14 protein-coding genes and 1 pseudogene are annotated in these 21,961 nt (G+C 74.7%); 7 read left to right on the forward strand and 8 right to left on the reverse strand.

Annotated elements, in window-relative coordinates; genetic code table 11:
• Positions 1-2: 2 nt before the first annotated feature.
• The 3 genes from nirD to AC5K6T_RS03630 all read right to left on the reverse strand — a co-directional run bounded on the left by nirD (position 3) and on the right by AC5K6T_RS03630 (position 4,435).
• Positions 3-317 carry a nitrite reductase small subunit NirD gene (gene nirD, locus AC5K6T_RS03620; RefSeq protein ID WP_493207314.1) on the reverse strand — a complete coding sequence of 105 codons (315 nt, stop codon included), beginning with the start codon at positions 315-317 and terminating at the stop codon, positions 3-5.
• A gap of 152 nt (positions 318-469) precedes the next feature.
• Positions 470-3,067, reverse strand: a complete 2,598-nt coding sequence (gene nirB / locus AC5K6T_RS03625) for a nitrite reductase large subunit NirB (RefSeq protein ID WP_493205546.1) — start codon at positions 3,065-3,067, stop codon at positions 470-472.
• The gene (locus AC5K6T_RS03630) at positions 3,068-4,435 is read right to left on the reverse strand and encodes an NAD(P)/FAD-dependent oxidoreductase (protein WP_493205548.1); all 1,368 of its coding nucleotides are present in this window, start codon (positions 4,433-4,435) and stop codon (positions 3,068-3,070) included.
• A 401-nt stretch (positions 4,436-4,836) separates the two neighbouring features.
• Between AC5K6T_RS03630 and AC5K6T_RS03635 the strand changes: the two genes are divergently transcribed.
• The gene (locus AC5K6T_RS03635) at positions 4,837-5,619 is read left to right on the forward strand and encodes a sulfite exporter TauE/SafE family protein (protein WP_493205550.1); all 783 of its coding nucleotides are present in this window, start codon (positions 4,837-4,839) and stop codon (positions 5,617-5,619) included.
• A 37-nt stretch (positions 5,620-5,656) separates the two neighbouring features.
• Here the strand turns inward: AC5K6T_RS03635 and AC5K6T_RS03640 are convergent, their stop codons facing one another.
• Positions 5,657-6,283 carry a class F sortase gene (locus AC5K6T_RS03640; RefSeq protein WP_493205552.1) on the reverse strand — a complete coding sequence of 209 codons (627 nt, stop codon included), beginning with the start codon at positions 6,281-6,283 and terminating at the stop codon, positions 5,657-5,659.
• Between the two features lie 109 nt (positions 6,284-6,392).
• On the reverse strand, positions 6,393-6,896 hold the full coding sequence (locus AC5K6T_RS03645) for a GVDTG sorting domain-containing protein (RefSeq protein WP_493205554.1): 504 nt from the start codon (positions 6,894-6,896) through the stop codon (positions 6,393-6,395).
• A gap of 325 nt (positions 6,897-7,221) precedes the next feature.
• On the opposite strand from AC5K6T_RS03645, the gene AC5K6T_RS03650 reads away from it, so the two are divergent.
• Complete coding sequence (locus AC5K6T_RS03650; protein ID WP_493205556.1) at positions 7,222-7,674, forward strand: gamma-glutamylcyclotransferase family protein; 453 nt, start codon at positions 7,222-7,224, stop codon at positions 7,672-7,674.
• Between the two features lie 72 nt (positions 7,675-7,746).
• Here the strand turns inward: AC5K6T_RS03650 and AC5K6T_RS03655 are convergent, their stop codons facing one another.
• Positions 7,747-10,185, reverse strand: coding sequence for a molybdopterin oxidoreductase family protein (locus tag AC5K6T_RS03655; RefSeq protein WP_493205558.1), 2,439 nt, complete (start codon positions 10,183-10,185; stop codon positions 7,747-7,749).
• Positions 10,186-10,481: 296 nt separating this feature from the next.
• On the opposite strand from AC5K6T_RS03655, the gene AC5K6T_RS03660 reads away from it, so the two are divergent.
• The 5 genes and pseudogenes from AC5K6T_RS03660 to AC5K6T_RS03680 all read left to right on the forward strand — a co-directional run bounded on the left by AC5K6T_RS03660 (position 10,482) and on the right by AC5K6T_RS03680 (position 17,890).
• A complete protein-coding gene (locus AC5K6T_RS03660) occupies positions 10,482-11,270 on the forward strand; it encodes a sirohydrochlorin chelatase (RefSeq protein ID WP_493205559.1) in 789 nt (262 codons plus the stop codon).
• 230 nt (positions 11,271-11,500) lie between these two features.
• Positions 11,501-12,763, forward strand: coding sequence for a deoxyguanosinetriphosphate triphosphohydrolase (locus AC5K6T_RS03665; protein ID WP_493205561.1), 1,263 nt, complete (start codon positions 11,501-11,503; stop codon positions 12,761-12,763).
• Between the two features lie 119 nt (positions 12,764-12,882).
• Entirely contained in the window at positions 12,883-14,148 is a 1,266-nt protein-coding gene (locus AC5K6T_RS03670; RefSeq protein WP_493205563.1) for an NAD(P)/FAD-dependent oxidoreductase, read from the forward strand.
• A 287-nt stretch (positions 14,149-14,435) separates the two neighbouring features.
• The gene (gene dnaG, locus AC5K6T_RS03675; protein WP_493205565.1) at positions 14,436-16,337 is read left to right on the forward strand and encodes a DNA primase; all 1,902 of its coding nucleotides are present in this window, start codon (positions 14,436-14,438) and stop codon (positions 16,335-16,337) included.
• A gap of 186 nt (positions 16,338-16,523) precedes the next feature.
• Positions 16,524-17,890 (forward strand): annotated as a pseudogene (locus AC5K6T_RS03680) (RNA polymerase sigma factor).
• A 190-nt stretch (positions 17,891-18,080) separates the two neighbouring features.
• Here the strand turns inward: AC5K6T_RS03680 and AC5K6T_RS03685 are convergent.
• The gene (locus tag AC5K6T_RS03685; RefSeq protein WP_493205567.1) at positions 18,081-20,009 is read right to left on the reverse strand and encodes an ABC transporter ATP-binding protein; all 1,929 of its coding nucleotides are present in this window, start codon (positions 20,007-20,009) and stop codon (positions 18,081-18,083) included.
• Positions 20,009-21,742, reverse strand: coding sequence for an ABC transporter ATP-binding protein (locus AC5K6T_RS03690; RefSeq protein WP_493205569.1), 1,734 nt, complete (start codon positions 21,740-21,742; stop codon positions 20,009-20,011). Before AC5K6T_RS03690 ends, AC5K6T_RS03685 begins: the two co-directional genes overlap by 1 nt.
• Positions 21,743-21,961 lie beyond the last annotated feature (219 nt).

Consider the following 21,961-nt stretch of genomic DNA (forward strand, 5'->3'; position numbering starts at 1 on the left):
GGTCAGACCGTTCGGACCTGGTAGGTCGTCACGCTCACCGAGTCGTCGTCCAGGCAGACACCCGACGCGAGGTCGAAGCGCTGCTTCAGCAGCGGGGAGGCCACGAACGGGCGGCCGTCGTGGCTGCCGGTCAGACCGCGCGCGAGGACGGCCGCGCCGTTGAACGGATCCCGGTTGTCGATCGCGTACAGCCGTCCGGCCCGGTCCTGGAACACGGCGGCCTGGCTCCCGTCGGGCAGCAGCGCGGCGACCCCGCGGCCGGGCAGCAGCCGGCTCAGCTCGCAGACCGTCAGCCAGCCGTCGCCCGGCAGGAGGATCTGTACGCTCCCGTCCGTCCGGCCGGCGGGGGCGGCCGCCCCCGCCGGGGCGCCGGACGCGGCGGACACAGTGGACGCGGCGGACGCCGCGGAGGTGGTGGATACGGTGGACGCGGTGGACGCGGTGGGGCCCGTCGTCCCGGATGCGGGGGTCAACGCTGGGCGCTCCCTTCCAGAGGGCGGTGGCCGATGGTCAGCAGGGGCAGGTCCGGCTTGATCTGGTCCCGCTCCGGGACGAACCCGACGACCGGGTCGGGCGTGTCCGGCGCGTTCACGAAGGACACGAACCGGGCGAGTTTCTCCGGGTCGGTGATGGTCTCGGCCCACTCGTCGCGGTAGTGCGCGACATGGTCGGCCATCAGCGACTCCAGCTCCGCGCAGATGCCGAGGGAGTCGTGCACGACCACGTCCCGTACGTGGTCCAGGCCGCCCGGGATGCGCTCCAGCCAGGCCGAGGTGCGTTCCAGCCGGTCCGCGGTGCGGATGTAGAACATCAGGAACCGGTCGATCAGGCGGACCAGTTCGGCGTCGGAGAGGTCCTGCGCGAGGAGGTCCGCGTGGCGCGGGGTGGCGCCGCCGTTCCCGCCGACGTAGAGGTTCCAGCCCTGGGAGGTGGCGATCACCCCGAAGTCCTTCGACTGCGCCTCCGCGCACTCGCGGGCGCAGCCCGACACCGCCGACTTCAGCTTGTGCGGGGAGCGCAGACCCCGGTAGCGCAGCTCCAGGTCGATCGCCATGCGCACGGAGTCCTGCTGGCCGTAGCGGCACCAGGTCTCGCCCACGCAGGACTTCACCGTGCGCAGCGCCTTGCCGTAGGCGTGGCCCGACTCGAAGCCGGCGTCGACCAGCCGGGTCCAGATCAGCGGGAGCTGCTCCACACGGGCGCCGAACAGGTCGATGCGCTGACCGCCGGTGATCTTCGTGTAGAGGCCGAAGTCCCGCGCCACCTCGCCGATCACGATGAGCTTCTCCGGGGTGATCTCACCGCCCGGGACGCGGGGGACGACGGAGTACGAGCCGTTGCGCTGGAGGTTGGCGAGGAAGTGGTCGTTGCTGTCCTGGAGGGCGGCCTGCTCGCCGTCGAGGACGTAGCCGCTCGCACCGATCGTCGGGGCGAGGGAGGCGATGATCGAGCCGACGGCGGGCTTGCACACCTCGCAGCCGTCGCCGCCGCGGGCGCCGTCACGGCCGTGCCGGTCGAGCAGCTCCCGGTACGAGGTGATGCGCAGGGCCAGGACGATCTCGTACAGCTCCTCGCGGGTGTGCGCGAAGCAGCCGCACAGCCCCTGGTCGACCTCGACGCCGCTCGCGGCCAGTTCGGCGTCGACGAGCTGGCCGAGGACCTTCAGGCAGCTGCCGCAGCCGGTGCCGGCCCGGGTGCACTTCTTCACCTCCGGCACGCTCGTGCAGCTGTGCTCGGTGACCGCGCCGCGGATCGCGCCCTTGGTGACGTTGTGGCAGGAGCACACGACCGCCTCGTCCGGCAGCGCCGCCGGGCCGAGCTGCGCGGGCCCGCCCGCCCCGGCCGGCAGCACCAGGCTCTCCGGCGCGAGGGGCGGCACCGACCCGGTCAGCGCGCGCAGCGTGCCGTACGCCTCCGCGTCGCCGACCAGGATGCCGCCGAGCAGGGTGCCGTCGTGGCCGATGACCAGCTTCTTGTAGAGGCCGGAGCGGGAGTCGGAGTAGACGACGTCCAGGCTGTCCTCGGTGGCGCCGTGCGCGTCCCCGAAGGAGGCGACGTCCACGCCGAGCAGCTTCAGCTTGGTGGACAGGTCCGCGCCGGTGAAGGACGACTCCTCGGCGGCGATGGCCGCGGCCGCCGTCGCGGCCTGCTCGTAGCCGGGGGCGACCAGGCCGTACACCCGGCCGTCCGCGGCGAGCGCGCACTCGCCGATGGCGAACACGCTCGGGTCGGTCACCGTACGGCACTGCTCGTCGACGGTGATGCCGCCGCGGTCGCCGACGGCCAGCCCGCAGTCCCGGGCGAGCTGGTCGCGGGGGCGCACGCCCGCGCTGAACACCACCATGTCGACATCGAGTGCGGACCCGTCGGACAGCCGCATGCCGGTCACGGCACCGTCCGCGCCGGTCAGGATCTCCTGGGTGCCGACCCCGGTGTGCACGCTCAGGCCCATGCCCCGGATCGTGCGCAGCAGGGCCGCGCCACCGCCCTCGTCGACCTGGACCGGCATCAGGCGCGGCGCGAACTCGACGATGTGGCTCTCCAGTCCGAGGCCCTTGAGCGCGCCCGCGGCCTCCAGTCCGAGCAGCCCGCCGCCGACCACGGCGCCGGTGGTGGCCCGGGCCGCCGCGTAGGCCTCGATGGCGAGCAGGTCGTCGATGGTGCGGTAGACGAAGCAGCCGTCGGCGTCCCGGTTCGGGACGGGCGGCACGAACGGGTAGGAGCCGGTGGCCAGCACCAGGACGTCGTAGCGGACGGTGTGTCCCGAGCGGGTGGTGACCTGCTTCGCGTCCCGGTCGACGCGCTCGGCCGGGTCGCCCAGGCGCAGCTCGATGCCGTGGGTGTCCAGGAACCGGGCGTCGGACAGCGACAGGTCCTCGGGCGTGGTGCCGGAGAAGTAGGAGGTGAGCTGGACGCGGTCGTAGGCCGGCCGGGACTCCTCGGCGAGGACGACCACGTGGTGCGTGGCGGTCAGGCCGCGCTCGGCGAGCGCCTCCAGGAAGCGCTGGCCGACCATGCCGTGGCCGATGAGCACGATCGTGGGGGTGGACCCCGGGGTGGCGGTCATTCAGCAGCCTCCGTCGTTGGTGAGCAGGTGCAGCAGGGGGCCGTCGGCGGGGAGCGGTTCGGCTCCCTCCCAGGCGCGGGCCAGCGTGCCGACGGCGCCGAGTTCGCCGACGAGCACCCCGCCGACGAGGCGGTCGTCGCGGACCACGACCTTGCGGTAGGTGCCGCGGGTGGCGTCGGCGAGCTGGACGACGTCGTCGCCCGGCCGTGGAACGGTCTCGCCGAACGCGGCGAGGTCGAGACCGGCCGGGCCGGCGGCGGCCGGGAGCGTGCCGGCCGGGCCGGTGGGGGCGGACCCGGGGCCGGTGGCGACGGTGCGGGCCGGGCCGTCCCCGGCGGGGCGGCCGGCGTCGGGTTCGCCCCCACCGGGTTCGCTTCCGGCCGCAGGGTGTCCGGCGGGTTCGTGTCCCGTGAGGGAGAGCCGGGTGAGGGAGCGGGTGCCGCGGTACCGGGCGCCGCCCTCCCCGGCCAGCAGCCGCGCGAGGACCTCGGCCTGTTCCAGGGCGGGCGCGGCGAGCCCGTAGACGACACCGTCGTGCTGGGCGCAGTCGCCGACGGCGAAGATGTCGGGGTCACCGGTGCGCAGCTCGTCGTCGACCAGGACACCGTGCCGGACGGGCAGCCCGGCGTCCTCGGCGAGGCCCACCCGGGGGCGGACCCCGCAGGCCAGGACCACGAGGTCGGCGTCCAGCGGATAGCCGTCGGACATCTCCACGGAGCGGACCGCGCCGCCCTCGCAGCGCACGTCCCGCACCCGGCACTCGGTGTGGATCTCGACGCCGAGCCCGGTGAGGTGCCGGTGCACGAGCCGGGAGGCGTCCGGGTCGAGCTGGCGCTCCATCAGGCGCTCGGACTGCTGGGCGAGGACCACCGAGGCACCGCGCAGGGCGAGGGCGCGGGCGGCGGACACGCCGAGCAGCCCGCCTCCGACGACGACGGCCCGGACGCCGGGCCGCACGGCCTTCGACAGCTCCAGGCAGTCGTCCATGGTGCGGAAGGCGTGCACGCCGTCGGGCAGGGCGTGCCCGGTGGCGAACAGGCCGCGCAGCGGGGGAAGCACCGGGTTGGAGCCGGTGGCCAGGACCAGCGTGTCGTATGCGATCTCGGTGCCGTCCGCGCACGTCACTCTCCTCGCGGCGCGGTCGATGCCCCTCACGCGGGCCCGTACCAGGCCCGCCGGGGCGGGCAGCGCGATCACCTCGGGGTCGTACCGCCCGGCCAGCACCTCCGCGAGCAGAACCCGGTTGTAGGGCCGGTGCTCCTCCTCGCCGACGAGGACCGCGGGCGTGCCGAGCTCCGCCAGCCGCTGGGCGAGCCGCACGCCCGCGAGCCCGGCGCCGATCACCACCACACGCGCATTCGAGGTCATGCCGCCGAGCGTGCGCTGCGGGTGTTACCCGGCCGCATCACGTCTGTTTCACGCGGGGAACTCTGCCCTCAACCGCGCCGCGCCCCGGCTGTGAGGCGCGGACGGCGCCGGCCCCCGCCGGTCACGGTGTCCGCGGGGCACGGGCCGCGCTCCCCCTCTCCGCCGGGCGGCGACACCCCGGCAGAGCGCCCCGGGGGACGGTTCGACCGGCCCGCGCGCGGCATCCTCGTCTGCCGGCGGGCCCCGCCCCGCCTCGGCGCCTGCCGCGGAGCGGCCGGGTCCCGGTCGCCTCGGCAGGCGCTCCCCACGAGGGCCCAAAGGGGCGGGGAAGCTCAAGGGATCCTCTGAACCGGGGATATCGCGTGGACAGGGCATGTATCCGGTCCCATAGGGTCGCGATCATGCCCGACATATCGCTGACCATGATCGTTGTCCTGTGCGCGGCCGCGCTCGCGGCCGGCTGGATCGATGCCGTGGTGGGCGGTGGCGGGCTGCTGCTTCTGCCCGCCCTGCTGCTCGGTCTGCCGGGCGGCACCCCGGCCGCGACCGCGCTCGGCACCAACAAGGCGGTGGCGATCGTGGGCACGACGGGGGCGGCGGTGACCTACACCCGCAAGGCCCCGGTGGACGTGCGGCTGGCCGTGCGGATCGGGCTCGCGGCGCTCGCCGGGTCCTCGGCGGGCGCCTTCTTCGCGGCGGGCATGAGCACCGAGGTCCTCAAGCCGGTGATCATGGTGGTGCTGCTGGGCGTCGCGGCCTTCGTGATCCTGCGGCCCGGCTTCGGTTCGGCTCCGGCGCCCGGCCCGGTCACCCGCCGCCGCATCCTCGCCGCGATCGGCCTGGCCGGCCTCGGCATCGGCTTCTACGACGGGCTCGTAGGCCCCGGCACCGGCACCTTCCTGGTGCTCGCGCTGACCGCCGTCCTCCATCTCGACCTGGTGTCCGCCTCGGCCACCGCCAAGATCGTCAACTGCTGCACCAACGCCGGAGCCCTCGCCATGTTCGCCTGGCAGGGCGCGGTGCTGTGGCAACTCGCCGCCCTGATGGCCCTCTTCAACCTCGCGGGCGCCACGCTGGGGGCCCGCACCGCGCTGAAGAAGGGCAGCGGCTTCGTCCGGATCGTGCTGCTGACGGTGGTGTTCTCGCTGGTGGCGAAGATGGCGTGGGAGCAGTGGGCGGCCTGACCCCGAGGACGGGCCGCACCGCCCGGGCGCCGGCCGCTCAGCGGGTGGAGTCCGTCAGGCGGGCGAAGACGACCACGTTGCCCTGGTAGCCGGTCGCGCGGGAGTAGCCGCCGCCGCAGGTGATCACCCGCAGCTCGGGGCGGGGCGCGGCTCCGTACACCTTCCGGTCGGGGAAGTCGGCCGCCCGGTAGACCTCCACGGCGTACACCGTGAACCGGGCCGTGCCGCCGTCCCGCCGGTCGACGTCGACGACACTGCCCTTCTTCAGCGCGCCGAGGGAGTAGAACACGGCCGGCCCGTCGGCGTTGTCGACGTGCCCCGCGACGATCGCCGTGCCCCTCTCGCCGGGCGTGGTGCCGGACTCGTACCAGCCGGCCAGGTTCGGGTCCCCGGCCGGCGGCACGTCCAGGCTGCCCGACGGGGTCAGCCCGAGGCCCGTCAGGGGCGCGTCCACACCGATGGCCGGGATGCGGACGCGGTCCGGCGGGGAGGGCGGCAGAGCGGGGGCGGCCGCGGCGGACGCCTCCCCGGGGCCGGGACTCGCCTCGGCGGCGGACGGCTGTGGCGGAGGGTGCTCGGCGGTGGCGCCGTGCAGCAGCCAGGCGCCGGCGCACAGCGCGCCGGCCGTGACGGCCGCTACGGCGGTGTTGCCGTGGCTGCGCACCTGGACCTCCGATCGGGCGGGCCCGAGCCCCCTCCGGGCCGCGAGGGGCGGGCGGACCGGAGGGGGAGGGGACATGCGGTACCGGCGGACGGGCAGCGGAGGGTGCCCGTCAGATCCCGTCGCCTCTCGCCCGGCGATGCAGGAGCCAGGTACCGCCCGCGGCGGCGACGGCGAGCGCCGCCACACCGGCCGCGGCCTGCACGGGATCGGGGCCCAGGGCGCCGCCGACCCCTGTCTTCACACTGCCGCGCGGCTGCACGGCGGTGAGCGTCACCACGAGGTCCCCGCGGACCTCCCGCCCGCCGCGGGCGCACCGCACGACGATCTCGTACGTCCCCGGCTGGGCGCCCGGCGGCACCTTGAACCGGCCGCTCGCCTCGCCGCCGGGGGTGCCCGGCGCCAGCGGGAAGTGCCCGGCCCCGACCGCGCCGGCGTCCCCGTCACCCGTGCCGCCGGCTCCGCAGGCGGCGGTGCTCACGGCGACCGGACTGCCCGGCACGGCGTGCGAGGGAAGCAGCTCCAGCCCGCCCGCGGCGAGGGCGGGCGCGGCCATCGGCCCGCCGACGGCGGCGGCCAGCGCGGCGCCGGACAGCAGCCGGACGGTACGTCGCATGCGGTTGCTCCTCACGAGCTCATCGGGTGCCCTGGGCTCCCCCCTGCACCTCCGAGGTAAAGGGCAGGCCGTCCGGTCCGCTTGCTGACGACCCGTCAGATATGTACCGAACCGCCCGGAACGGCCCGGGCGAAGGCGTCTGGTGAGCACCGTTTCGGCAGGTCACAGCCGTGGTGCGGGTGTCCCGCGGAGAACCACCCGATGGGCGCACGGCGAAGGAGTGAACGGGTGATCACGGACCCGGCGGCGAAGCGCGCGACCGCACGGAGGCCGGGGCCGGGCCCGGCCCGACGGCCTCGGCCCGCGACGCGGGAGAATCGGCTCCGTGAGCCAGCGCCCGCAGCCCCTCCCGTTCTTCGTCTACGGCACCCTCCGCCCCGGCGAGGCCAACCACGGTCTGTTCCTGCGCGGCCGCACCCGCGCCGCGGACCCCGCCCGGCTCACCGGTGCGGTGCTCTACGACGGCCCCGGCTATCCCTACGCCGTGGAAGGGGCCGGCGGCGCGGTGCGCGGTGAACTCGTCACCGCCCGGCCGGAGGCCTACGGCGCACTCCTCGGCGCGCTCGACCTCCTGGAGGAGTACGTCCCGGGCGACCCGCGCCGCAGCCTCTACGAGCGCGTCGAGCGCGAGGTGGTCCGCGACGCCGACGGCACCGCCGTCCGTGCCTGGGTCTATCTCGCCGGGCCTGCCGTCGCCGCCCGGCTGCGGACCCGCGGGCGCCTCGTACCGGGCGGCGACTGGCTCGGACGCCCTCACCCTGCCGGACCCGCCAGGTGACCGCTCGTGCCGGCCACCGGGCCGGGCGGGCCTCCCGGCCGCGTCGGTCGGGTGGCGGCCGGCCCGGCCTGCTCAGGGCGCCGGGCGCGGGACCTGCTCCGGGACCGGGACCGCCTCCAGCCGTACCGCGCACGCCTTGAACTCCGGCATCCGCGAGGTCGGGTCCAGGGCGGGGTTGGTGAGGGTGTTGGCGCGGCCCTCGCCCGGCCAGTGGAAGGGCATGAACACCGTGTCGGAGCGGATGGACGCCGTGATGCGGGCCGGGGCGACCGCGCGGCCGCGCCGCGAGACCACCGCCACCGGGTCCCCCTCGGCCGCGCCCAGCCGGGCCGCCAGCCGCGGGTGCAGCTCCACGAAGGGCTCGGGCGCCGCGGCGTTGAGCTCCGCCACCCGCCGGGTCTGCGCACCCGACTGGTACTGCGCCACCACCCGGCCCGTCGTCAGCAGCACCGGGTACTCCTCGTCGGGTTCCTCGGCGATCGCCCGGTACGACACGGGCACGAACCGGGCCCGCCCGTCGGGCGTGGCGAACCGGTCGAGGAACAGCCGCGGCGTGCCCGGGTGCACCTCGGCGTCCCCGGTGGCCTCGGTGGCCCCGGCGGCCTCGGCGCCCTCGGCGCCCGCCGCCGCCCGCCCGCCGTCACCGTGCCCGCCGCGACCGTCCGCCGGCTCCGCTGCCACGGACCCACCGGCCTCTGCTCCGGGTCCGCCGGCCTCTGCTCCGGGTCCGCCGGTCTCTGCTCCGGGCTCGCCGGTCTCTGCTCCGGGTCCGCCGGTCTCTGCTCCGGGTCCGCCGGTCTCTGCTCCGGGTCCGCCGGTCTCTGCTCCGGGTCCGCCGGTCTCTGCTCCGGGCTCGCCGGTCTCTGCTCCGGGTCCGCCGGTCTCCGCTCCGGGCCTCGCGGCCGGTGCCCCCGGGCACGGCCAGAACACGCCGTTCTCCTCCGCCAGCCTCCGGTACGTGATCCCGGAGTAGTCCGCGGGGCCGCCCGCGCTCGCCCGGCCGAGTTCCTCGAACACCGTCTCCGGGTCGGTGGGGAAGCCCTTCTCCACGCCCAGCCGTTCAGCGAGGCCGTGCAGCACCTCCAGGTCGCTGCGCACCCCCTCCGGCGGGCTGATCGCGCGGCGGCGCAGCAGCACCCTGCCCTCCAGGCTGGTCGTGGTGCCGGTCTCCTCCGCCCACTGCGTCACCGGCAGGACCACGTCGGCGAGTTCGGCGGTCTCCGACAGCACCACGTCGGCCACCGCCAGGAAGTCCAGCGCCCGCAGCCGCCCCTCCACATGTGCGGCCCGCGGCGCCGAGACCACCGGGTTGGAGCCCATCAGCAGCAGCGCCCGGACGTCGGTGCCGAGCGCGTCCAGCAGCTCGTACGCGCTGCGCCCCGGCCCCGGCAGCGTGTCGGGGTCCACGCCCCACACCCCGGCCACGTGCCGCCGGGCCTCGGGGTCGTCCAGCTTGCGGTAGCCGGGCAGCTGGTCGGCCTTCTGACCGTGCTCGCGGCCGCCCTGCCCGTTGCCCTGCCCGGTCAGGCAGCCGTATCCGGACAGCGGACGGCCCGCCCGGCCGGTGGCCAGACACAGGTTGATCCAGGCGCTCACCGTGTCGGTGCCCTTGGACTGCTGCTCGGGCCCGCGCGCGGTGAGCACCATCGCCGTCCCGGGCGCGCAGAACAGCCGGACCGCCTCACGCAGCTCGGGCACGGACACGCCGGTGATCCGCTCCACGTACTCGGGCCAGTACGCCATCGCCGCCGCGCGCGTCTCCTCCCAGCCGGCCGTGCGGGTACGGACGTACTCCTCGTCGGTGCGGCCCTGTGTGACGACCAGGTGCAGCAGGCCCAGCGCGAGGGCGAGGTCGCTGCCCGGCCGCGGGGCGAGATGCAGGTCGGCCTGCTCGGCGGTGCGGGTGCGGCGCGGGTCGACGACGATCAGCGTGCCGCCGTTCTCCTTCAGCTCGGTGAGGTAGCGCAGCGCCGGCGGCATCGTCTCGACGAGGTTGGAGCCGACCAGGATCACGCACCCGGTCCGCGGGATGTCCTCCAGCGGGAAGGGCAGTCCGCGGTCCAGGCCGAACGCCCTGATGCCCGCGGCGGCGGCCGACGCCATGCAGAACCGGCCGTTGTAGTCGATCTGCGAGGTGCCCAGCGCGACCCGGGCGAACTTGCCCAGACTGTAGGCCTTCTCGTTGGTCAGACCACCGCCGCCGAACACCGCACACGCGTCCGGCCCGTGTCCGGCGCGGGTGCGGGCGAGGGCCCCGGCGATCCGGTCGAGCGCCTCGTCCCAGCCGGCCGGCACCAGCGTGCCGCCCGACCGCACCAGCGGCGTGGTGAGGCGGGCGCCCGGCGCGAGGAGGGCCGGAGCGGTGCGACCCTTGCCGCACAGCGCGCCCCGGTTCACCGGGAAGTCGGTGCGCTCGGTCACCTCGACGCCCCCGTCGGGTGCCGGCGACAGGAGCATCCCGCACTGCAGGGCGCAGTACGGGCAGTGGGTGGGCGTCGCGATGCTGTCCATGCACCTCAGCGTGGGTCGGGCGTGTTACGCCCCGGGGCGGCCGCAGGTTACACGCAGCGCACCAGCGCCTCACCCGGGCGCCCGGAGCCGCCGTGAGGTCCGGGTGGGACCGGGGGCGACGCCCCGCGCCCCGCTCCGGTTCGCCCGCGACCCCTCCCGCCGAGCCGTCGCCCGGCACGCCCGGCCGCCCCACCGGGCCCGCCTCACCCCGTCCGCCGGGCAGGTGTGAAACCCGCGGAAGACGCCCGTGACGGCCGTGCAACGGCGGCGCAACCTCGGGGCGGCACCCTCTCCCCATGACGGCGTACCTCAGGGACCGGTTCAGCAGCGAGCTCTCGGGCCGGCTCGGCCTCACCTCGCTCCAGGCGCCCCCCGCGCTCGTCCTGGCCGCCCACGGCAGCCGGGACCCGCGCGCCCTCGCCACGGTGCGCGCGCTGGCCGAGCGGGTCGGCGAGCTGCGCCCGGACCTCGCCGTCCACCTCGGCCACATCGAGCTGAACGCGCCGCTGCTGACCGACACCCTCGACGCCCTGCCCGGTGACTCGGTGCTCGTCCCGCTGCTGCTCAGCCCCGGCCACCACGTCAAACGGGACCTCCCCGAGACCGCCGCCCGCGCGCACGGCCGGGCCCGGGTGGCACAACCGCTCGGCCCGCACCCGCTGCTCGTGGAGACCCTCTACGAACGTCTCGTCGAGGCCGGCTGGGAGACCCCGCGGAGTGCCGCCGAGCGCCGGGCCGGCGCCGTCGTGCTGGCCGCCGCCGGCTCCCGCGACCCGGAGTCCGCGGCCGGCACCCGCCGCATCGCCCAGCTGCTCGCCGAGCGCCTCGGGGTGCCGGTCGCCCCCGCCTACGCCACCACCGCCGAGCCCACCGTCGCCCGCGCGGTACGCGCCCTGGCCGCGCAGGGCCGCCACCGCGTCGCCGTGGCGTCCTGCTTCACCGCGCCGGGCCGGTTCGCGACCGAGTGCGCCGAGGCGGCTCCGGGGATCGCCTCCGCCCCGCTGGGCGCCCACCCCGCGATGGCCCGGCTGGTCCTGCACCGCTACGACCGGGCCCGCGCCGCCACCACGGCCACCGCGGCCTGACCGGGCACAACGTCCCGGGCGGAGCACAACGTCCCGGGCGGAGCACATCCTCCGGCCCGACGGTGCGCATCCGGCCCGGCGGAGGACGCCGCCCGGCCGGCACCGCGCCCCGGCGGTGCACCGCACCCGGCGGCCCGGTCGCGGCACGCGCGGCCCCGTGACCCGGTGAGGCGCCCCGCGCACCCACGGGCGGTACCCGGCGCGGAGCCGGGCGCGGTTAGTGTCGGACCATGCCAGGCACCGCGTACGACGACACCGACACCGACCGCTGGGCCCCCGAGCCGGACAAGCGCCCGGGCCGCACCGCGTTCCAACGCGACCGGGCCCGGGTCCTGCACTCCTCCGCGCTGCGCCGGCTCGCCGGGAAGACCCAGGTCGTCACGCCCGGCGCCACCGGCAGCGCCTGGGACGCGAGCCCGCGCACCCGGCTGACCCACTCCCTGGAATGCGCCCAGGTGGGCCGCGAGCTGGGCGCCGCCCTGGGCTGCGACCCCGACCTCGTGGAGGCCGCCTGCCTCTCCCACGACCTGGGCCACCCCCCGTTCGGCCACAACGGCGAACAGGCCCTGGGCGAGTTCGCGGCCGACATCGGCGGTTTCGAGGGCAACGCCCAGTCCCTGCGGCTGCTCACCCGCATCGAGCCGAAGCGGTTCACCGAGGACGGCTCCGTCGGCCTCAACCTCACCCGGGCCGCCCTGGACGCGGCCACCAAGTACCCGTGGTCGCTCGGCGCCCACCCCACCGACCCGGCCTCCCCGAAGTTCGGGGTGTACGAGGACGACCGGCCGGTCTTCGCCTGGGTCCGCAGGCACGTCCCCGGCACCCGCACCTGCTTCGAGGCACAGGTCATGGACTGGGCGGACGACGTGGCGTACTCGGTGCACGACGTCGAGGACGGCCTGCACGCCGGGCACATCGACCCCAACGTGCTGCACGCCGAACCCGAGCGGCGGGAGGTGTTCGCGGTGGCCGTCGGCCGCTACGTGCCCGCCGGGACCGACCCGGCCGAGCTCGCCGAGGCCCTCGACCGGCTCCAGGACCAGCCCTGGTGGCCGCACGGCTACGACGGCACGGCCCTCGCCCAGGCCCGTCTGAAGGACGCCACCAGCCAGCTCATCGGCCGGTTCTGCCTGGCCGCCGAGGCCGCCACCCGGGCCGCGTACGGCGGCGGCCGGCTCACCCGCTACGGCGCCGAACTCGTCGTGCCGCGCGAGGCGCGGATGGAGTGCGCCGTGCTCAAGGCGGTCGCCGACCGGTACGTGATGCAGCGCGAGGAGCAGACCCGGCTCCGCGCGGACCAGCGGATCGTGGTCGCCGCGCTCGCCGAGGCGCTCACCCGCCGGGCGCCCGACGGACTCGACCCGCAGTTCCGTGCCCTGTTCGACCGGGCCCGCGACGACCGGGACCGCAAACGGGTGATCGTGGACCAGATCGCGTCCCTCACCGACGCGTCGGCCCGCGCGCTGCACGCCCGCCTGACGGGGTACCCGTGACAGGGGCATACACCGTAGGAATGTGACCCTCCGTGGCCTGAACGGGTCACTCCCTCTTCCCCCATCACGCCGGGTGCGGGACGCTCGCATGTGACGCCACGTCAACGAGGAGGCAACAAGTGGTCGACGCGGATCAGACATTCGTCATCGTCGGAGGCGGTCTCGCCGGAGCGAAGGCGGCCGAGACGCTCCGGGCGGAGGGCTTCACGGGGCGGGTGATACTGATCTGCGACGAGCGCGACCACCCCTACGAGCGGCCCCCGCTCTCCAAGGGCCTGCTGCTCGGCAAGGAGGAACGCGACAGCGTCTTCGTGCACGAGCCGGCCTGGTACGCGCGCCACGACGTGGAGCTGCACCTCGGCCAGAGCGTCGACGCGGTCGACCGGGCGGCCAGGACGGTCCGCTTCGGCGACGACGGCACGCTCGTCCACTACGACAAGCTGCTCCTCGCGACCGGCGCCGAACCGCGCCGCCTGGACATCCCCGGCACCGACCTGGCGGGCGTCCACCACCTGCGGCGGCTCGCCCACGCGGAGCGCCTCAAGCACGTCCTCGCCTCCCTCGGGCGGGACAACGGCCACCTGGTGATCGCCGGGGCCGGCTGGATCGGCCTGGAGGTCGCCGCGGCGGCCCGCGAGTACGGCGCCGAGGTCACCGTCGTCGAGCCCGAGCCGACCCCGCTGCACGGGGTCCTCGGGCCCGAGCTGGGCATGCTCTTCGCCGAGCTGCACCGCGAGCACGGCGTCCGCTTCCACTTCGGGGCGCGGCTCACCGAGATCACCGGACAGGACGGCATGGTCCTCGCCGCCCACACCTCCGACGGCGAGGAGCACCCCGCGCACGGCGTACTCGCCGCGATCGGCGCGGCCCCGCGGACCGCGCTCGCCGAGGCCGCCGGGCTGGAGATCGCCGACCGGGCGCACGGCGGCGGCATCCTCACCGACACCCGCCTGTGCACCTCCGACCCGGACATCCACGCGGCCGGCGACGTGGTCTCCTTCCCGCACGCCCTGTTCGACACCCGGCTGCGGGTGGAGCACTGGGCCAACGCGCTCAACGGCGGCCCGGCCGCCGCGCGCGCCATGCTCGGCCGGGACGTGGTCTACGACCGGGTGCCCTACTTCTTCTCCGACCAGTACGACCTCGGCATGGAGTACAGCGGCTGGGCGCCGCCCGGCTCCTACGACCAGGTGGTGATCCGCGGTGACGCGGGGAAGCGCGAGTTCATCGCGTTCTGGGTGCGTCAGGGCCGGGTGCTGGCCGGGATGAACGTCAACGTGTGGGACGTCACCGAGCAGATCCAGCGGCTGATCCGCTCCGGGGCACCCGTCGACGTGGAGGCCCTGGCCGACCCGCAGGTCCCGCTGGAGGACCTCGCCGCCTGAGACGGCCGGGCGGCCGCCCGCCCCGGCCGCCCCGGCCTCACGGCGTCCGCCCTGGCCGCCCGGCCTCACGGCCTCACGGCGTCCGCCCCGGCCTCACGGCCTCACGGCGTCCGCCCCGGCCTCACGGCCTCACGGCGTCCGCCCCGGCCTCACGGCCGCATGGCACCCGCCCCGGGCGCCCGGCATCCGCCCCGGGCGCCCGGCCGCACGCCCGGCAGCCCCGCCGCACGCCCCGGCCGCCGTGGACGCGCGGCCGGGCTGTCGGTCGGCCCCCGTAGACTTCACGCGTGGCAGGACGGATCAATGACGAGGACGTGAAGGCGGTACGGGACGCGGTCCCCATCGACGCCGTCGTGTCCGAGTACCTCCAGCTGCGCAACGCGGGCGGCGGCAACCTCAAGGGGCTGTGCCCGTTCCACGACGAGAAGTCACCCTCCTTCCAGGTCAGCCCGGGCAAGGGGCTCTTCCACTGCTTCGGCTGCCAGGAGGGCGGCGACACCATCACCTTCGTGATGAAGATCGACCACCTCACCTTCTCGGAGGCGGTCGAGCGGCTCGCCGCGCAGGCCGGCATCACCCTGCGCTACGAGGAGGGCGGTTACAACCCCGCCCACCAGCGCGGTGAGCGCATCCGCCTGGTCGAGGCGCACAAGACCGCCGCCGAGTGGTACGCGGAGCAGCTCGCCGCCTCCCCCGAGGCCGAGACCGGGCGGATCTTCCTCGCCGAGCGCGGCTTCGACCAGGCTGCCGCCGTCCACTTCGGCGTCGGCTACAGCCCCCAGGGCTGGGACCACCTCACCCGTTTCCTGCGCGGCAAGGGCTTCACCGACAAGGAGCTGGTCCTCTCCGGCCTGTCCCAGGAAGGCCGCCGCGGTCCCATCGACCGCTTCCGCGGCCGGCTGATGTGGCCCATCCGGGACATCGGCGGCGACGTCGTCGGCTTCGGCGCGCGCAAACTGTACGAGGCCGACAACGGACCCAAGTACCTCAACACCCCCGAGACCGCGATCTACAAGAAGTCCCAGGTCCTGTACGGCATCGACCTGGCCAAGCAGCACATCGCCAAGTCCAGCCGGGCCGTCGTCGTCGAGGGCTACACCGATGTCATGGCCTGCCACCTGGCCGGGGTCACCACGGCCATCGCCACCTGCGGCACCGCCTTCGGAGGCGAGCACATCCGCATCCTGCGCCGCCTGCTGATGGACAACGGCTCGGCCCGGGTGATCTTCACCTTCGACGGCGACGCCGCCGGGCAGAAGGCCGCCCTGCGCGCCTTCGAGGACGACCAGAAGTTCGCCGCCGAGACCTACATCGCCATCGCCCCGGACGGCATGGACCCCTGCGAACTGCGCCTGGCCAAGGGCGACGACGCCGTCTCCGACCTGGCCGAACCGCGCACCCCGCTGTTCGAGTTCGCGCTGCGGCAGATCGTCGGCCGCTACGACCTGAACACCCCGGCCGGCCGCGCCGCGGCCCTCGACGAGGCCGCCCCGGTCGTCGCCCGGATCAAGAACAGCGGAGCCCAGCACGAGGTCGCCGTCCAGCTCGCCGGCATGCTCGGCATCCTCGACACCCAGTTCGTCGTCAAACGGGTCGCCCAGCTCGCCCGCTGGGCCCGCGAGCGCGGCGGCCGCGGCCCGGCCCCCGAGCGGCAGCGCGGCCCGCAGCCCGCGCAGGCCGCCGCCCCCGCCCCGTCCGGCCCCGCACTGCACCTGCGCAACCCCGTCTACGCCACCGAGCGCGAACTGCTCAAGCTCGCCCTCCAGCGCCCGGAACTGGTCTCCCCGGCCTTCGACGCCTACGGCCTGGACGAGTTCACCGCCCCGCCCTACGCCGCCGTACGCCGGGCCATCCTGGAGGCGGGCGGCGCCGAGTACGGCGTGCCCGACCCGCAGCAGTACCTGGTCCGCGTCATGGAGGCGGCCCCCGACGACGCCGTCCGCGCCACGGTGACCGAGCTCGCCGTCGAGGCGATCATGCGGCGCACCGTCGACGAGCTGTACGCGGGCACGGTCCTCGTCCAGGTCCGCCGCCGCGCCGTGGAACGCCGGGTCCGTGACGTCCAGTCCCAGCTCACCCGGCTCGCCGCCGGCGGCGACCCCGCCGAACTGGCCACCGTCCAGAACGAGCTGTGGGTGCTCCAGCAGTACGACCAGGCCCTGCGGGTGCAGGGCGCCGGGGCCCTCTGACCCCTTCCCCGCGCGCCGCGGCCGACCCTTCGTACGCGCGTCCGGGCCGGCGGGGACCGGCGCAGGTCAGGGCGGTGGCGGCGGCCCGGTCCGGACAGCACGGTAACCGGCCGGTCACGGACCGGACGCAAAAAGTGCCCGCACGCCCCTCGTGGCAGCGATGTGTCTTCCCCCACACTGGGGGCGGTGCCCGAGTCCTCGGAGCGCGGCCGGTCCGTCCCCCACGGGTCCTCCACCCCGCGGTTCCCCTCATCGCGTACGGGACGGACAGCGGCGAGGCCGCCGACTCCGACCCCGAAGCAGCGCTGCCGTGCCACTGTGCAGCGATCACCCTGGAGGTCGCCCCCGTGCAGACCCAGAGCCTCGCCCAGAACGACGCCACCACCGGCCCGGAGCCCGGAGCCGACGGCGGCGTGCTCGTCGCCGTACCGCCGCAGGGCCGCGCCGTGCCCCGCCCCGACGCCGCCCCCGGCCGCGAGTCCGGCCGCAAGTCCCCGCCGGAGCCGGGGGAGCCGCGGGAGCCGCACGGGCCGGCGGAGCCGCCCGCCGAGGCGCTGCGGACGGCGGACGCCGACGACGCCGCGGAGCAGGCCGAACCGGAGGAGCCGGCCCGGCCCGCGCGCGGCCGCGCCGACACCGGCGGCCCCTCCTCCGACCTGTTCCGCCAGTACCTGCGCGAGATCGGCCGCATCCCGCTGCTCACCGCGGCCGAGGAGGTCGACCTCGCCCGTCGTGTCGAGGCGGGCCTGTTCGCCGAGGAGAAGCTGCTCAGGACCCCCGACCTGGACACCCGGCTCGCCCACGACCTGGACCGGCTGGTCGTGCGGGGCCGCGTCGCCAAGCGCCGCCTCATCGAGGCGAACCTGCGCCTGGTGGTGTCGGTCGCGAAGCGTTACGTCGGCCGCGGACTGACCATGCTCGACCTGGTCCAGGAGGGCAACCTCGGACTCATCCGGGCCGTGGAGAAGTTCGACTACGCCCGCGGCTACAAGTTCTCCACCTACGCCACCTGGTGGATCCGCCAGGCCATGTCCCGCGCCCTCGCCGACCAGGCCCGCACCATCCGCGTCCCGGTCCACGTCGTGGAGCTCATCAACCGCGTCGTCCGCGTCCAGCGCCGCCTGCTCCAGGAGCGCGGCTCCGAGCCCACCCCCGAGGACGTCGCCGCCCAGCTCGACCTGGCGCCCGAACGCGTCGGCGAGGTGCTGCGCCTCGCGCAGGAGCCGGTCTCCCTGCACGCCCCGGTCGGCGAGGAGGACGACGTCGCCCTCGGCGACCTCATCGAGGACGGCGACGCCGCCTCACCCGTGGAGTCGGCCGCGTTCCTGCTGCTCCGGGAGCACCTGGAGGCGGTCCTGTCGACGCTGGGGGAGCGCGAACGCAAGGTGGTCCAGCTCCGCTACGGACTCGTCGACGGCCGTCCCCGCACTCTGGAGGAGATCGGGCGCATCTTCGGCGTCACCCGCGAGCGGATCCGGCAGATCGAGTCCAAGACCCTCAACAAGCTCCGCGACCACGCGTTCGCCGACCAGCTGCGCGGCTACCTGGACTGACCGGCCCGACCGGCCCGACCGGCCCGACCGGCCCGACCGGCCCGACCGGCCCGACCGGCCCGACCGGCCGGTGCCGCGGGAGCTGCCGGAACCGTACCGGCCGCGGGAAGGGGGAGGGGCCGCCGGCCGCGGCCCCGCCGCGGAGCCACAGGCCGGCCGGGGCCCTCCCGCGGCCCCTCCCGGACCCGCCTCAGTCCACCTCGGCGACCGCCTGCGCGAACTGCGCCGCGTACAGCCGCGCGTACGCGCCGCCCGCCGCCAGCAGCTCGGTGTGCGAGCCCTGTTCGACGATCGAGCCGTTCTCCATCACCAGGATCGTGTCGGCGTCCCGGATCGTCGACAGCCGGTGCGCGATCACGAACGACGTCCGCCCGTGCGCGAGTTTCGCCATCGCCTTCTGGATCAGCACCTCGGTACGGGTGTCCACCGAGGACGTCGCCTCGTCCAGCACCAGGATGACCGGGTCGGACAGGAACGCGCGGGCGATGGTGATCAGCTGCTTCTCACCGGCGCTCACCCCCGCGCCGTCGTCGTCGATCACCGTGTCGTAGCCGTCCGGCAGGGTCCGCACGAACCGGTCGGCGTGCGCGGCCCGCGCGGCCTCCTCGATCTCGCCCCGGGTGACCTCGCGGGACGCCCCGTACGCGATGTTCTCCGCGATCGTGCCGCCGAACAGCCAGGTGTCCTGCAGCACCATGCCGATCCCGGAGCGCAGCTCGTCGCGGGACATCGCGGCGATGTCGACCCCGTCGAGGGTGATCCGCCCGCCCGACACCTCGTAGAACCGCATGAGCAGGTTGACCAGCGTGGTCTTGCCCGCCCCGGTCGGCCCGACGATCGCGACCGTACGGCCCGGTTCCACCGTCAGCGACAGGTCCTCGATGAGCGGCTTCTCCGGGTCGTAGCGGAACGACACCTTCTCCAGCGCCACCCGCCCGCGCAGCTCCTCCGGCCGCACGCCGGGCACCGGGTCCGCCGACTGCTCCTCCGCGTCGAGGAGTTCGAAGACCCGCTCCGCGGACGCCACCCCGGACTGCACCAGGTTCGCCATCGACGCGACCTGCGTCAGCGGCATGGAGAACTGGCGCGAGTACTGGATGAACGCCTGCACGTCACCGATCGACAGCGTCCCGGACGCCACCCGCAGCCCGCCGACGACCGCGACCAGCACGTAGTTCAGGTTCGACACGAACATCATCAGCGGCTGCATCACCCCGCTGTTGAACTGCGCCCTGAACCCGGCCTCGTACAGCGCGTCGTTCTGCTCGGCGAACTGCCGCGCCGACTCCTCCTGCCGCCCGAACACCTTCACCAGCGTATGACCGGTGTACATCTCCTCGATGTGCGCGTTCAGCTGACCGGTGGTGCGCCACTGCTGCACGAAGTGCGGCTGCGACCGCTTGCCGACCCGGGTCGCCACCACGAACGACAGCGGCACGGTGACCAGCGCCACCAGCGCCAGCACCCAGGACACCCAGAACATCATCGCCAGCACGCCGATGATGGTGAGCACCGAGTTGATCAGCTGGCCCATCGACTGCTGCAGCGTCTGGCCGATGTTGTCGATGTCGTTGGTGGCACGGCTGAGCACCTCCCCGCGCTGACGCCGGTCGAAGTACGACAGCGGCAGCCGGGACAGCTTGCCCTGTACGTCCTCGCGCATCCGGAACACGGTGCGGTTGACCGCCCGGTTCACCAGCCGTGTCGCCACGGCCATCAGCAGCCCGGCGGCCGTGAACACCGCCAGCGCGGCCAGCAGCACGTGCCCCACCGCGGTGAAGTCGATGCCCTGGCCCGGGGTGAAGTCGGTGCCGCCCAGCATGTCGGCGACGTCCCCGTCACCGCGTTCGCGCATGGCCGCGAGGGCCTGCTCCCGGCTCGGGCCGCTCTCCATCCGCCGGCCGACCAGGCCTGCGAACACCAGGTCGGTGGCCCGGCCGAGGATCTTCGGACCCGCCACCGACAGACCCACGCTGACCAGCACGCACAGCAGCAGCCCGGCGATGGTCAGCCGCTCCGGCCGGAACCGCGCCACCAGCCGCTTCGAGGACGCCTTGAAGTCCAGCGAGCGCTGGTCGGGGCCGCCCTGGGCCATCATCCGCCCCATCGGACCGGCCATCAGGCAGCCTCCGCTTCCGTCAGCTGGGAGAGCACGATCTCCCGGTACGTCTCGTTGCCCGCCATCAGCTCGTGATGCCGGCCGGTGCCGACCACCCGGCCCTCGTCGAGGACGATGATCCGGTCCGCGTCGCGGATGGTCGCCACCCGCTGCGCGACGATCACCACGGTCGCGTCGGCCGTCTCCCGGCCGAGCGCGGCCCGCAGCGCGGCGTCGGTGGCGTAGTCGAGCGCCGAGAAGGAGTCGTCGAACAGGTAGATCTCCGGGCGCTGCACCAGCGTCCGGGCGATCGCCAGCCGCTGCCGCTGACCGCCCGAGACGTTCGTGCCGCCCTGCGCGATCGGCGCGTCGAGCCCGCCCTCCAGCGCGGCCACGAACTCCCGGGCCTGCGCCACCTCCAGCGCGTGCCACAGCTCCGCGTCGGTCGCGTCCGGGTTGCCGTAGCGCAGGTTGGTCGCGACCGTGCCCGCGAACAGGTACGGCTTCTGCGGCACCATCCCGACGACCCGGGCCAGCAGCCGCGGGTCCACCCCGGCCACGTCCTCCCCGTCGACCAGCACCCGGCCGTCGGTGGCGTCGAACAGCCGGGGCACCAGACCCAGCAGCGTGGACTTGCCGCTGCCGGTCGAGCCGATCACGGCCGTGGTCTCGCCGGGGCGGGCCACCAGGTCCACGTTCCTCAGGACGGGCTCCTCCGCTCCCGGGTAGCGGAACCCGGCGCCGCGGATCTCCAGATGGCCGTGCCGGCGCAGCTCCCGCACCGGGTCCACCGGCGGCACCACGCTGCTCTCGGTGCCCAGCACCTCCTGGATGCGCTCGGCGCACACCTCCGCCCGCGGCACCATCATGAACATGAAGGTGGCCATCATCACGGACATCACGATCTGCATCAGATAGGCGAGGAACGCCGTCAGGTCACCGATCTGCATGCCGCCGCTGTCGATGCGGTGCGCGCCGAACCACACCACCGCGATCGACGACAGGTTCACCACCGTCATGACGATGGGGAACATCAGCGCGAGCAGCCGCCCCGCGCTCAGCGACACGTCGGTCAGCTCGGTGTTGGCCTGCCCGAACCGCTGCTGCTCGTAGGTGTCGCGGACGAACGCGCGGATCACGCGGTTGCCGGTGATCTGCTCGCGCAGCACCCGGTTCACCGTGTCCAGCCGCTGCTGCATGGTGCGGAACAGCGGCCGCAGCGCCCGCACGATCAGCGTCACGCAGATGCCCAGCACCGGCACCACGGCGACCAGCACCGCCGACAGCGGCACGTCCAGGCCGAGCGCCATCACGATGCCGCCGACACACATGATCGGCGCCGACGCCAGCAGCGTGAACGCCATCAGCGCCAGCATCTGCACCTGCTGGACGTCGTTCGTGGTCCGGGTGATCAGCGACGGGGCGCCGAAGTGGCCGACCTCACGCGCGGAGAACGACTGCACCCGGCCGAACACCGCCGCACGCAGGTCCCGGCCGAGCGCGGACGCGGTACGGGCGCCGAAGTAGACCGCGCCGACATTGCACGCGACCTGCACCAGCGAGATCGCGATCATGAGGGCGCCGAAGCTGAGGATGTAGCCGGCGTCCCCGCGCACGACACCGTTGTCGATGATGTCCGCGTTGAGCGTCGGCAGATAGAGGGTGGCGCTGGTCTGCAGGAACTGCAGCAGCACCACGAGGGCGATGGGTTTTCGGTACGGCCTGAGGTAGGTCCGCAGAAGTCGTATGAGCACGTCGCTTCTCTCGGGCGTCGGCGAAGGGGGCGGCTGGATCGGTCGGCGGGAGCGATTGGCTGGGACGGCGGGCTGGAGCGGTCGGCTGGGTCGGTCGGTCGGACGAGTCGGTCGGTCGGACGGACGAGTCGGTCGCACGGGTCGGTCGGCGACGGTGGTCGGCAAGAAGGCTTTGGTTGCCCCTGGCCCCTATCGTCGGACACCCCACCCGTGTTACCT

It is taken from the genome of Streptomyces sp. B8-7 (assembly GCF_058833805.1).

What these genes read in the sequence shown, in the direction of transcription:
- nirB (WP_493205546.1), bottom strand. Translation starts at nt 3,067, where the DNA reads ATGACCGCCACCCCGGGGTCCACCCCCACGATCGTGCTCATCGGCCAC.
- AC5K6T_RS03630 (WP_493205548.1), bottom strand. Translation starts at nt 4,435, where the DNA reads ATGACCTCGAATGCGCGTGTGGTGGTGATCGGCGCCGGGCTCGCGGGC.
- AC5K6T_RS03635 (WP_493205550.1), top strand. Translation starts at nt 4,837, where the DNA reads ATGCCCGACATATCGCTGACCATGATCGTTGTCCTGTGCGCGGCCGCG.
- AC5K6T_RS03645 (WP_493205554.1), bottom strand. Translation starts at nt 6,896, where the DNA reads ATGCGACGTACCGTCCGGCTGCTGTCCGGCGCCGCGCTGGCCGCCGCC.
- AC5K6T_RS03655 (WP_493205558.1), bottom strand. Translation starts at nt 10,185, where the DNA reads ATGGACAGCATCGCGACGCCCACCCACTGCCCGTACTGCGCCCTGCAG.
- AC5K6T_RS03660 (WP_493205559.1), top strand. Translation starts at nt 10,482, where the DNA reads ATGACGGCGTACCTCAGGGACCGGTTCAGCAGCGAGCTCTCGGGCCGG.
- AC5K6T_RS03665 (WP_493205561.1), top strand. Translation starts at nt 11,501, where the DNA reads ATGCCAGGCACCGCGTACGACGACACCGACACCGACCGCTGGGCCCCC.
- AC5K6T_RS03685 (WP_493205567.1), bottom strand. Translation starts at nt 20,009, where the DNA reads ATGGCCGGTCCGATGGGGCGGATGATGGCCCAGGGCGGCCCCGACCAG.